This is a genomic window from Ruminococcus sp. RTP21359st1_H3_RTP21359_211015 (genome assembly GCF_040909065.1).
Classification (GTDB): Bacteria; Bacillota; Clostridia; order Oscillospirales; family Ruminococcaceae; genus Hominimerdicola; species Hominimerdicola aceti.
Map to the genome: position 1 here is coordinate 15,775 of NZ_JBDGDD010000032.1, position 11,274 is coordinate 27,048.

At 43.5% G+C, this 11,274-nt stretch carries 9 protein-coding genes; all 9 read left to right on the forward strand.

Annotated features, from left to right (window positions below; genetic code table 11):
- A complete protein-coding gene (locus AB5Z01_RS11530; protein WP_287216175.1) occupies positions 1 to 942 on the forward strand; it encodes a ComEC/Rec2 family competence protein in 942 nt (313 codons plus the stop codon).
- A gap of 1 nt (position 943) precedes the next feature.
- Positions 944 to 1,159 carry a DUF3006 domain-containing protein gene (locus tag AB5Z01_RS11535; protein ID WP_287216174.1) on the forward strand — a complete coding sequence of 72 codons (216 nt, stop codon included), beginning with the start codon at positions 944 to 946 and terminating at the stop codon, positions 1,157 to 1,159.
- A gap of 56 nt (positions 1,160 to 1,215) precedes the next feature.
- The gene (locus AB5Z01_RS11540; protein ID WP_022287306.1) at positions 1,216 to 2,088 is read left to right on the forward strand and encodes a MurR/RpiR family transcriptional regulator; all 873 of its coding nucleotides are present in this window, start codon (positions 1,216 to 1,218) and stop codon (positions 2,086 to 2,088) included.
- Positions 2,085 to 3,320, forward strand: a complete 1,236-nt coding sequence (locus AB5Z01_RS11545) for an NAD(P)/FAD-dependent oxidoreductase (protein ID WP_287216173.1) — start codon at positions 2,085 to 2,087, stop codon at positions 3,318 to 3,320. Before AB5Z01_RS11540 ends, AB5Z01_RS11545 begins: the two co-directional genes overlap by 4 nt.
- A 12-nt stretch (positions 3,321 to 3,332) precedes the next feature.
- Positions 3,333 to 4,664: a (d)CMP kinase gene (gene cmk, locus AB5Z01_RS11550; protein WP_118156959.1), complete on the forward strand. Its 1,332-nt coding sequence runs from the start codon at positions 3,333 to 3,335 to the stop codon at positions 4,662 to 4,664.
- Entirely contained in the window at positions 4,665 to 6,623 is a 1,959-nt protein-coding gene (locus AB5Z01_RS11555; protein ID WP_022287303.1) for a bifunctional 4-hydroxy-3-methylbut-2-enyl diphosphate reductase/30S ribosomal protein S1, read from the forward strand.
- 179 nt (positions 6,624 to 6,802) lie between these two features.
- Complete coding sequence (locus AB5Z01_RS11560) at positions 6,803 to 9,025, forward strand: transglycosylase domain-containing protein (protein WP_368365547.1); 2,223 nt, start codon at positions 6,803 to 6,805, stop codon at positions 9,023 to 9,025.
- Positions 9,026 to 9,074: 49 nt separating this feature from the next.
- Positions 9,075 to 10,193: a class I SAM-dependent RNA methyltransferase gene (locus AB5Z01_RS11565; RefSeq protein WP_117856290.1), complete on the forward strand. Its 1,119-nt coding sequence runs from the start codon at positions 9,075 to 9,077 to the stop codon at positions 10,191 to 10,193.
- A gap of 14 nt (positions 10,194 to 10,207) precedes the next feature.
- Positions 10,208 to 10,867 carry an HAD family phosphatase gene (locus tag AB5Z01_RS11570; protein ID WP_256321498.1) on the forward strand — a complete coding sequence of 220 codons (660 nt, stop codon included), beginning with the start codon at positions 10,208 to 10,210 and terminating at the stop codon, positions 10,865 to 10,867.
- Positions 10,868 to 11,274 lie beyond the last annotated feature (407 nt).

The window sequence follows — 11,274 nt, forward strand, 5'->3', positions numbered from 1 at the left end:
ATGGCAGGCAGATCTGTGAAAAAGAAAAATTCGACAGCACCGCTTAAAAAGGCGGTAACGCTCATAGCGGTTTTTGTGGTGCTGCTTTTTACAGTGCTTGACCTGACAGGGTTAGTTTCTTTCGACAGCTTGCTTATCAAGGCAGGCGTTGAGGACAAGCCGGCGGAACACGCTCAGACAGAGGTGCATTTTATCGACGTTGGTCAGGGCGACAGCACCCTTGTGATATCACAAGGCGAGGCTATGCTCATTGACAGCGGCGATAAAGATGACAGCAATAAAATAGAAAAATATCTTGAAAAGCAGGGAGTGACAGAGTTAAAATACCTCATTGCCACCCACCCTCACGCTGACCATATTGGTGAAATGAGCGAGATAATAGATCAGTTTCAGGTGGATAAATTCATTATGCCGAAAGTCAAGGCTGATATGACGCCCACCACAACGATATATGAGAAAATGCTCAAAAGCATAAAGGCAAAGGGCTTGAAGATAACACAGGCAAAGCCTATGGAATTTGAGCTTGGAAGCTGTAAGGTGGAGCTTTTCACACCAAAAAATGATTATGATAATCTTAATAACTATTCCACTCTTGTGAAGATAACAGACGGTGAGAACAGCTTTCTTATCACGGGGGATTGCGAGACCGCTGAGGAGAAAGATATACTTTCTCAGGGTTATGATGTTTCTGCAAAGGTGCTTAAAGCAGGTCATCACGGCAGTTCCACTTCTTCGGGGGTCGATTTTCTTAACAAGGTCATGCCGAGATATGCTGTTATATCCTGCGGCAAGGGCAACAAGTATGGTCACCCACACGAGGAAACTGTCACAAGGCTGAAAAAATATGCTTCCCATTTGTATGTCACTGCAGATGTGGGAACGATAGTTTTCAGCTCAGATGGCGAGGGGCTGAGCGTTTCTGCTGAAAAGGGAGAAAAGTGATATGGAAGAGATTCTTATAGTTGACAGAATAGAAAACGGCTATGCCGTGTGCGAAACTGAGCAAGGAGAAAACAAGGATATACCGCTTTCTGAAACAAAAGACGTTCACGAGGGTGATGTGCTTATCTTAAAGGACGGCGTTTATATCCCGGATAAGGACAAAACAGAAGCAAGAAGAAAAAGGATACTCGCCCTACAGGAGGATCTGTGGGCTTAAGGCAACACCGTATGATGCGATATGCCTAAAAAATATGCTGAAAGGTATAGATAGAAATGGAAAAAGATTTATTTACGCTTATCAATGAAAAGCTGTCAGGCTTGTCAAAGGGTCACAAGCTTATTGCGAACTACATTCTCTCCCACTATGACAAAGCGGCTTTTATGACGGCTCAGAAGCTTGGAAAAACCGTTGGCGTCAGCGAATCAACTGTGGTAAGATTTGCCTCAGAGCTTGGCTATGACGGCTATCCTGCCCTTCAAAAAGGCTTGCAGGAGCTTATGAGAAACAAGCTTACAACTGTTCAGAGAATAGAGGTCACTTCCGACCTTATGAGCAGTGACAACGTGCTTGAAAGGGTACTCAACCTTGACATCGACAAGATAAGGCGTACTTTGGAGGAAACCTCAAAGGAGGACTTTAACAATGCCGTTGACACTATCGTATCCTGCAATACCCTTTACATAATGGGTACGAGAAGTGCAGCTTCTATCGCTTCGTTCCTTGCTTATTATCTGGGACTTATTTTCCCCCATGTAAAGCTCGTTCAGAGTACGACTACTTCCGAGCTTTTTGAAAAGATAATGAGAATAGACGAAAAGGACGCCATGATAGGCATTTCTTTCCCAAGATATTCAAAGCAGACTGTCAAGGCTTTGAAGTATGCAAAGAGCAACGGTGCGAACGTTATAGCTATAACAGACTCAAAGGCTTCGCCTATCGCAAAGTATGCAGACAGTCTGCTTCTTGCAAGAAGCGATATGGCTTCGTTCGTTGACTCTCTCGTTGCACCGCTGAGCCTTATAAATGCACTTATCGTTGCGGTATCAATAAGAAATATCGACAGAGTGTCCCAGACCTTTGAACGTCTTGAAAAGGTTTGGGCTGAGTATGACGTTTACGCAAAAAGCGAGGAAGATACACAGTGAGAAGATTTGACGCAGTTATAGCAGGCGCAGGTGCGGCAGGAATGTTCTGCGCAGTTCAGCTTGGCTGGCGTGGAAAGAGCGTTGCTGTTATCGAGCATAGCGGCTGTCAGGGCAGAAAACTCATGATAACAGGCAAGGGCAGGTGTAACGTCACAAACAACTGTACCGCTGACACTGTTATGAAAAATATCCCACGCAACAGCAAGTTCATGTATTCAGCTCTGAGCAGATTTGCACCTGAGGACGTTATGAGCTTCTTTGAGTGCCTTGGTGTGGAGCTTAAAACTGAGCGTGGCAACAGGGTTTTCCCTGTGAGCGACAATGCAAAGGATATCGTAAAAGCACTTGTGAAAGCCTGCGAGGACAGTGGTGTGCAGTTTATCGACGATGAGGTAAAAGAGCTTATCATCAAGGACGACAGAGCAGAGGGCTTTAAATGCGAGCATGGGGATTATTACGCAGACAGCGTTATCGTTGCAACTGGCGGAAAGTCCTATCCACGGACAGGCTCAACAGGCGACGGTTATAGGCTTGCGAAGTCTGTGGGGCATAAGGTCACGGCAATAACTCCGTCACTTTGCCCTGTAGTCACTTATGAGCGTGAGGAATGTGCTTCTGCAATGGGGCTTTCCCTTAGAAACTGTACTTTGACGCTTCGTGAAGAGGACAGAGATAAACCAATTTTCCACGAGCTTGGGGAAATGCTTTTCACACACTTTGGTCTGAGCGGACCGCTTGTGCTTTCGGCTTCTGCTCACCTTGGTGATATGAATAAGTCAAGGTATTATATGGATATCGACCTTAAACCTGCACTGAGCCATGAACAGCTTGACAGCAGGATACTTCGTGATTTCGGTGATTTTCCAAACAGAGATTTTCAGAACTCACTGGGCAAACTGCTGCCTTCAAAGATAATACCACTTATAATAAAAAGGTGCGGCATCGATCCTGAGAAAAAGATCAATCAGATAACCCGTGAGGAGCGTGAAAGGCTTGTTTCTACAGTGAAAAAGCTAACGTTCACAGTGAAGTGTATGCGCCCTGTAGAGGAAGCTATCATCACCCGTGGAGGAGTTGATGTTTCGCAGATAGACCCACGATCAATGGAGTCAAAGCTGTGTAAAGGACTTTACTTTATCGGTGAGGTGCTTGACGTTGACGCTTATACGGGCGGCTTTAATTTGCAGATAGCGTTTTCCACGGCGTATAGCTGTGCGGATAAAATAGGATAAGGAGATTTTGATATGGGAATAAACGTGGCTCTCGACGGACCTTCCGGAGCAGGAAAGTCTACTATCGCAAAGGCGGTAGCGAAAAAGCTTGAATATGTATATGTAGACACAGGTGCGATGTACCGCTCTATAGCTTATTATGTTATAAGCAAGGGTGCAGACCTTTCTGACCCTGAGCAGATAAAACCTCTTCTTGGTGAGATATCCATAAAGCTTTGCTACACAGAAGCAGGGCAGAGAGTAATGCTCAATGACGAGGACGTTTCGGACAAAATAAGAACGCCTGAGATATCCATGGGTGCGTCAAAGGTGTCTGCTATACCTGAGGTAAGAGAATTTCTGCTTGAACTTCAGAAGAATATCGCAAAAGAAAACAACATCATTATGGACGGCAGAGATATCGGCACTGTGGTTTTGCCAAACGCTGACGTGAAGATATTCCTCACAGCCGCTCCAGAGGCAAGAGCAGAAAGACGTTTCAAGGAGCTTCAGGAAAAGGGCGACAAGTCTACATATGACGAGGTATTGCAGGATATAATCCAGCGTGACTATAACGATACACACAGAGAGATAGCACCGCTGAAAAAGGCTGATGACGCTGTTGAGGTGGACTCTACTGAGTTGACTCTTGAAGAGTCTGTTGAGGCTATCTACAAGGTAATAACCGACAAGACTAAAAAAAAAGAGCGTAAGATAAAAGAGATAATGCCTGTCAGACCTGTGAAAAAAGAACACAGGCTTGGTCATTTCCATATGTTTTGGTACACAGTACTGAGATATATCGTTATCGGACTTTATCATCTGTATTTTAACATCACTTTCGAGGGTACGGAAAATATCCCAAAGGACGGCGGGAATATATTCGCTTCAAATCACAGAAGCTATCAGGACCCTGTTTTTATCGCACTGCCAACAAGAGTGCCGCTTTCTTATATGGCTAAGGAGGAGCTTTTTCATCAGAATGTGTTCTTCACCCTGCTTATAAAAGCGTTCGGAGCATTCCCTGTCACAAGAGGAAAGGGCGACACTCAGGTCATAGATACATCTATCGAAAAGCTTGAAAAGGGCAGAAACCTTGTTATATTCCCTGAGGGAACACGTTCAAAGGACGGCAAGGTAGGAAAGGGCAAAACAGGCGTTGCATTGGTGGCGGCTGTGGCTCAGGTGCCTGTGGTCCCTGTTGGTATCAATTTCGAGGGCAAGCTCAAATTCAGAAAGCGTGTAGTTGTAAGATTTGGCAAGCCTATAGTGCCTTGCGAGATAGGAGTTACAGCCACCGACCCTCATTCTCTTAGGACTATCAAGAACGAGATCATGAAAAATATCACGGAGCTGGTACATTAAATGTTAACAAAGTGTAAAATTTGCGTTGCAAAGACCGCAGGTTTCTGTTTTGGTGTAGACAGAGCCGTAAAAATAGTGTATAATGAATTAGATAACCGAAATAATGTTGTAACGTTAGGCCCAATCATTCACAATCCAAACGTAGTTTCTGACCTTGAAGCAAAAGGAGTTTACTCCACCGATGTGGATAAGGTCACGAAAGACCAGACAGTTGTTATCAGATCCCACGGTGTTGGACTGGACGTGTATGAAAAGCTTGCAAAGGTAGGTGCGGAAGTAATTGACGCTACCTGTCCCTTTGTGGCAAGGATACACAAGATAGCAGCCGAGAAATCGGGCGAGGGATACGTTATTCTTATCGCAGGTGATGAGGCTCACCCGGAAATAATGGGTATAAGAGGTCATTGCAGCGGAGAGAGTTATGTGTTCAGTTCATGTGACGATTTTGAAAATTTGGTGAAAGAGAAAGATTTTTCGTCAAAAAAGGTTGCAATTCTGGCTCAGACAACGTATAATAAGAATATGTGGAGAAAGTGCGAAGAGCTTTTTGAGAGGTATCTGCCTGAAGCTGTGGTGTATAACACCATATGCAGTGCCACTTCTGAAAGACAGAAGGAGGCGGCGGAGCTTGCGAAGGCTGCCGACATAATGATAATAGTCGGAGGGCTGCACAGCTCCAATACTCACAAGCTTAAAGCCATATGCGATGAATATTGCAAATGTTGGCTTGTGGAGGACGCCGAAGGACTGAGGGCATGTGATATTGACTTATCAGGTGCAAAATTTATCGGGATTTCTGCTGGTGCATCGACGCCGGCTTATATAATCAAGGAGGTACAACAGACCATGAGTGAAATGTTGAACAATGTTGACGAAGAATTTAATTTTGAGGAGGAACTGGAAAAGACTCTGAAAAAAATACATACGGGAATGAAGGTTGAGGGCGTTGTCACCGATATCAATAACGGTGAAGTAGCCGTAGATATCGGAACAAAGCACACAGGCTATATTCCTGCATCTGAACTTACAGATGATCCTACTAAGAAGCCAGAGGATATCGTAAAGGTAGGCGACAAGATCGATCTGATCGTTCTTAAGACAAATGACCAGGAGGGTATCGTTACACTTTCTAAGAAGAAGGTTGACGCAGTTCTTGGTTTCCAGAAGATAGTTGAGGCTAAGGAAGCTGACGCTACACTTACAGGTACAGTTACAAACGTTGTTAAGGGCGGTGTACTCGTATCAGCTAACGGTGTTAAGGTATTTATCCCTGCTTCACAGGCAGCTCCAAGAAGAGATTTCGATCTTAACGATCTGCTCAAGCAGTCAGTAAGCTTCAAGATCCTTGAGGTAAACGAGGCTAAGCAGAGAGCAGTTGGTTCTATCCGTGCAGTAGCAAGAGAGGAAAGAGCAGCAGCTCAGGCTAAGTTCTTTGAGACAGCTCAGATCGGTTCTGAGGTAGAGGGTACAGTTAAGTCTATCACAGATTACGGCGTATTCGTAGATCTCGGTGGTGTTGACGGCCTTATCAGAAGAATGGATCTTTCTTGGAACAGGATCAAGCACCCTTCAGACGTTGTTTCTGTTGGCGATAAGATCACTGTTACTATCAAGGATATCGACAGCGAAACAAAGAAGGTTTCATTGACATATAAGAAGGCTTCTGAGAATCCATGGGAGATCTTCAAGGCTAACTATGAGGTAGGTCAGGTAGTTAAGGCTACTGTTGTTTCTATCACAAGCTTTGGTGCTTTTGCACAAATCATTGACGGTATCGACGGTCTTATCCATATCTCTCAGATCGCTAACCAGAGAGTAAACAATGTTGCAGATATCCTTTCTGTAGGTCAGGTAGTTGATTGCCAGATCACAGAGATAGATCTCGACAAGAAGAGGATCAGCCTGTCTATGAGAGCTTTGCTTCCTGCTGATGACGAGGCTTCTGAGGACGCTGAATAAGCAATAAAATTCATGGGGGCGAGTGATCGCCCTCGTTTTTTATTTTCAATGAAATAACGGCAGCTTTGTTCTGTCAAAAAATCCTTAGAAAAAACTAAAGATTTACCGAAAAGACTTAACTTTTTGATTCGTATGTGGTATAATAATATCAGATCAAATAAAGACGAAAGGTTAAATTTATGGATGAAATAAAAAACACGGCAGTGAAAAAACGCAAAAAGAAAAGATCCACTAATCCTGCTGTCAGAGTTCTCAAAATATTAGGCACAGCTTTGCTGTCGATATTCCTGATACTCATTATCACCTGTTCTATATTTGCAACAGTTCTGACTATTTACGTCCTTAACTTTGCAGATACCACAACAACTATCAGCCTTGACAAGACGGAAACAAGCAACATTTCGAGATTTTTGTCTGTCAACCCTGACTATGATGAAGATGATGAGGATTCACAGGAGTATGACCTTTATTATGCTCTGAAAAACAGCAATAAGCACGTTGTATGGGCTGATCTTGAGGATATCCCTCAGTATGTTCAGGACGCTTTTGTGTACACCGAGGACGAGAGATTTTATTCTCATGACGGCGTTGACTTCAAGAGAACGTTCGCTTCATTTGTCAATGTATTCATTCCGATATACGGCGGCAGACAGATAGGTGGTTCGACTATCACTCAGCAGACTATCAAGAACATCACGGGTGATGACTCCAGAGATTCTATCCATGGTATCGAGCGTAAGATACGAGAGATCTTCCGTTCTATCAACGTGGAAAAGACCTACACAAAGGAAGATATCCTCCAAACCTATCTTAACCTTGTGCCACTGACAACTCAGGAGTATGATATCATCGGAGTTCAGGCTGCTGCAAACTTCTATTTTGGCAAGGACGTAAAGGATCTTAACCTTGCTGAGGCAGCTTCACTTGCAGGTATGACAAGCTGGCCTGCTGCAAACAACCCATATGATAATATGAAAAACAACAAGCTCAGACAGAAGTATACGTTGGATCATATGCTCGATAACGGTGCAATTTCTGAGCAGGAATATAACGAAGCCCTCAACTATGAGCTTAAAATAACAGGCGATATAACCTACTCAAGCTCAACTATCTATGAGGACGAAACTAAGGATCAGGGTCCGACATCTTATTTCATGGACGCTGCTATCAATCAGACGATACAGATAATCGCTGACTATTATGGCATTTCATGGGAGGACGCTTCCGCAAGACTTTATGACGGCGGATTTACTGCATATACCACTGTTGACAGAAGTATGCAGAAGAAGGTCGAGAAGGAAATGCAGAAGCAAAGTAATTTCACCACCTATGAAATGAACAAAAAGGACGATACTCTGTGGTCAGGCTTTATTGCCATGGACTATCAGGGCAATGTTAAGGCTATCGTTGGCGGACGTGATAAGAAAAAGGAGTCGAGAGTTTATAATATTGCTACTGATGCCAAACGTTCACCAGGTTCTTGTATCAAGCCTATAGCTTCATACGCTCCTGCATTGGATCAGGATCTTATGACATGGTCAACCCTGTTCACTGATGAGCCTATCACTATTAAGGTAAAGGGCAAGGACAAAAAGTGGCCTGTAAACTATTCTGAAACAGGCGACAGTGCAAACTGGTCTTATCAGCAGCTTACAACTGTAGAAATGCTCACAAGGTCGCTTAATACGCTTCCTGCGCAGCTCATCAAAAAAATGACACCTGCTTATTCCTATAACTTCCTTAAGGAAAAGCTTGACATTACCACGCTTGCTGACTCTGACGCTGACTATTCACCAGTAACTGTCGGCGGTCTTACAAATGGTACTAAGCTTGAGGAGCTTGTAGGCGCTTATATGATATTCGGCAATGGCGGTAAGAAGTATGACGTTACCTACGTTTCAAAGGTAGAGGACGCAGACGGAAACGCTATCTATGAAAAGAGCGACGGATACAAGCAGGCTATCAGCGAGTCTACCGCTTACGTTATGAACAGAATGATGCAGAACGTTATAACTCAGCAGGACGGTACCGGTAGATATGCTAAGCTAAACAATACTGACCTTGTCGGTAAGACAGGTACTTCATCTGACTGGTTTGACCTCTCATTTGTAGGCTGTACTCCTGACTACGTTTCAGGTATCTGGATAGGTTATGAAAACCCAGCCACTATCCCTACGAACGAGTATCAGAATATCGGTGCGATTTGGAAGAACGTTTTTGGCGATATCGCTGAGAATGAGAAGCATAAGTCATTTGACAAGACTTTCAAAATGCCTGATACAGTTGAAAAGCTCACCTACTGCACAAAGACAGGTAAGCTTGCGTCAAATTCATGCTATAGCACAGCGACTGGATATTACAAGAAATCCAACGAGCCTGAGTATTGTAGCGGAAATCATTAAAATTAAAGCCTCCATAACTCTATGGAGGCTTTTTTGAAAGGAAATCATTATGGAAAATAAACTGCGAATGTGCGTTCCATGCCATTTCGGGCTTGAAAGCGTGCTTGCATATGAGATAAAAAAGATAGGTGGAGAAAATCTTACCACAACTGATGGCAAGATAAGCTTTGAAGGTGGCTTTGACGTGCTTGCAAAGGCAAATCTTTGGATTGCCACAGGAGAGCGTGTACTTATCGAGCTTGGCAGCTTTAGAGCAGAAAGCTTTGAACAGCTTTTTGACGGTGTTATGAATCTTCCGCTGGAGAACTTTATCGGCAGGGAGGACGCTTTTCCTGTTAAGGGTCATGCCCTTAATTCAAAGCTTCATTCTATCCCTGATTGTCAGAAGATAATCAAAAAAGCCTGCGTTAAAAGACTTGAAAAAGCCTATGGCATAAGCTATTTTGAGGAAACTGCGGCGAAACATCAGATACAGTTTGCTATCCATAAGGACATTGCGACTATCTATCTTGATACATCAGGTGTAGGACTTCATAAGCGTGGCTACAGAAGAAATTCCAACGACGCACCTATCAAGGAAACACTTGCCGCAGGTATAGTTGACCTTGCAAGAGTTCGTGCGGACTCAGTTGTGGTGGATCCTATGTGTGGTTCAGGTACATTTCTTATTGAGTCGGCATACAAGGCACTGAAAGTTGCACCTGGTCTGAGAAGAAATTTTGCAGCAGAGCAGTGGTCACAGATACCTGAAACAGCGTGGCGCAATGCAAGAGCCGAGGCTATGGACGCTATCGACAGGCAGGGTGCATTCAAGGCATTTGGCTTTGATGTTGATGATATAGCGGTTGAGCTAACAAGAAACAACGCTAAAAAGGCAGGAGTAGGCTCAAAGCTTACAGTAAAACAGCAGGATATCTCAAAATACAGCCAGATAGAGGGTTCGATAACAATTGTCAATCCCCCATATGGCGAGCGTATGCTTGAAATAAAGGAAGCCGAGGAGCTTTATAAGAAAATGGGACAAAGACTTTGCCCGTCAAAGGAGAACCCATGCTATATAATCTCCCCACATGAGGAGTTTGAGGTGTTTTTCGGCAAAAAGGCTGACAAAAAGCGCAAGCTTTACAACGGCATGATAAAATGTAATCTGTATATGTATTTCAAGTGAGGTGCGTGGTGGGTTTGAAATTATCAGAACTTGACGGAATCGTATTCGATATGGACGGTGTTATTTTCGACAGCGAAGTAATAGGTCTTGAAAGCTGGGAGCGCCTTGGAAAGAAATATGGTCTGACCAACGTTCACGAAAATGCTATGAAGTGCATTGGCAGAAGCACTGTTGATACAATGGCTATCCTAGAAGCCGCATATGGTGACAAAGTGTCAATACCCGAACTTTATGACGAAGCAAAAGTCATTTGTGCAGATATTATCGCTGAGCGTGGTTTGCCTCTGAAAAGTGGAGCAAGGGAGTTGCTTTCTTATCTTAAAGAGCGTGATATAAAGGTAGGACTTGCTTCATCAACGTCTTACAAAGGGGTTATCAAAAATCTAAAGGGAGCAGGTCTGCTTGATTATTTCCATGTGATTATTGGCGGAGATATGATAAAACATTCAAAGCCACAGCCTGAAATATATTTACTTGCCTGTGAGAAGCTGGGAGTAAGGCCTGAGAAAACTGTTGCTGTAGAGGACTCTTACAATGGCATAAAGGCGGCTTACAATGCGAAAATGATACCAATAATGGTGCCAGATCTTATTGCACCGACAGATGAGATATTGTCAATGGTGTACAAAAAAATGGACAGCTTGGACGCTGTCCTTGAATATTTTAAAGCATAAATAAACCCCCTCGGCTTATCACCAAGGGGCTTTGCTTTAAGTGTGATGAAATAAATGCAATGTACTCGTCAAATCCTCCACACTCTACTCTAAAAAACAGACCATGCAAGGAATTTCCATCCCAGCAGGAGCGAATAGACTTTTCTTTGGCAAACGCTTACGAAAAGAAACACCGCCAATAATCTCACAAGTAACGGTGTTTCTTTTCACTAAATCTTTGGGAGAAACCGCTTAGCCAATAGGCTTATGCAGTACCCTTTTGTCATTTTTATTATATCACAATGCTAATAAAAAGTCAAGAGCTATAAGCAAATGGCTATTTCAACTTCCGTAGGTTTGTCAATCATATTGGACACTATTATTAAGAAATTCGATAGGCGAAAACCATTTGAGGGGACGCATAGGAC

Bases quoted from the DNA above. Each gene is read 5' to 3' on its own strand.
- AB5Z01_RS11535 (WP_287216174.1), top strand. From the start codon at position 944: ATGGAAGAGATTCTTATAGTTGACAGAATAGAAAACGGCTATGCCGTG.
- AB5Z01_RS11565 (WP_117856290.1), top strand. From the start codon at position 9,075: ATGGAAAATAAACTGCGAATGTGCGTTCCATGCCATTTCGGGCTTGAA.
- AB5Z01_RS11560 (WP_368365547.1), top strand. From the start codon at position 6,803: ATGGATGAAATAAAAAACACGGCAGTGAAAAAACGCAAAAAGAAAAGA.
- AB5Z01_RS11540 (WP_022287306.1), top strand. From the start codon at position 1,216: ATGGAAAAAGATTTATTTACGCTTATCAATGAAAAGCTGTCAGGCTTG.
- AB5Z01_RS11555 (WP_022287303.1), top strand. From the start codon at position 4,665: ATGTTAACAAAGTGTAAAATTTGCGTTGCAAAGACCGCAGGTTTCTGT.
- AB5Z01_RS11530 (WP_287216175.1), top strand. From the start codon at position 1: ATGGCAGGCAGATCTGTGAAAAAGAAAAATTCGACAGCACCGCTTAAA.
- cmk (WP_118156959.1), top strand. From the start codon at position 3,333: ATGGGAATAAACGTGGCTCTCGACGGACCTTCCGGAGCAGGAAAGTCT.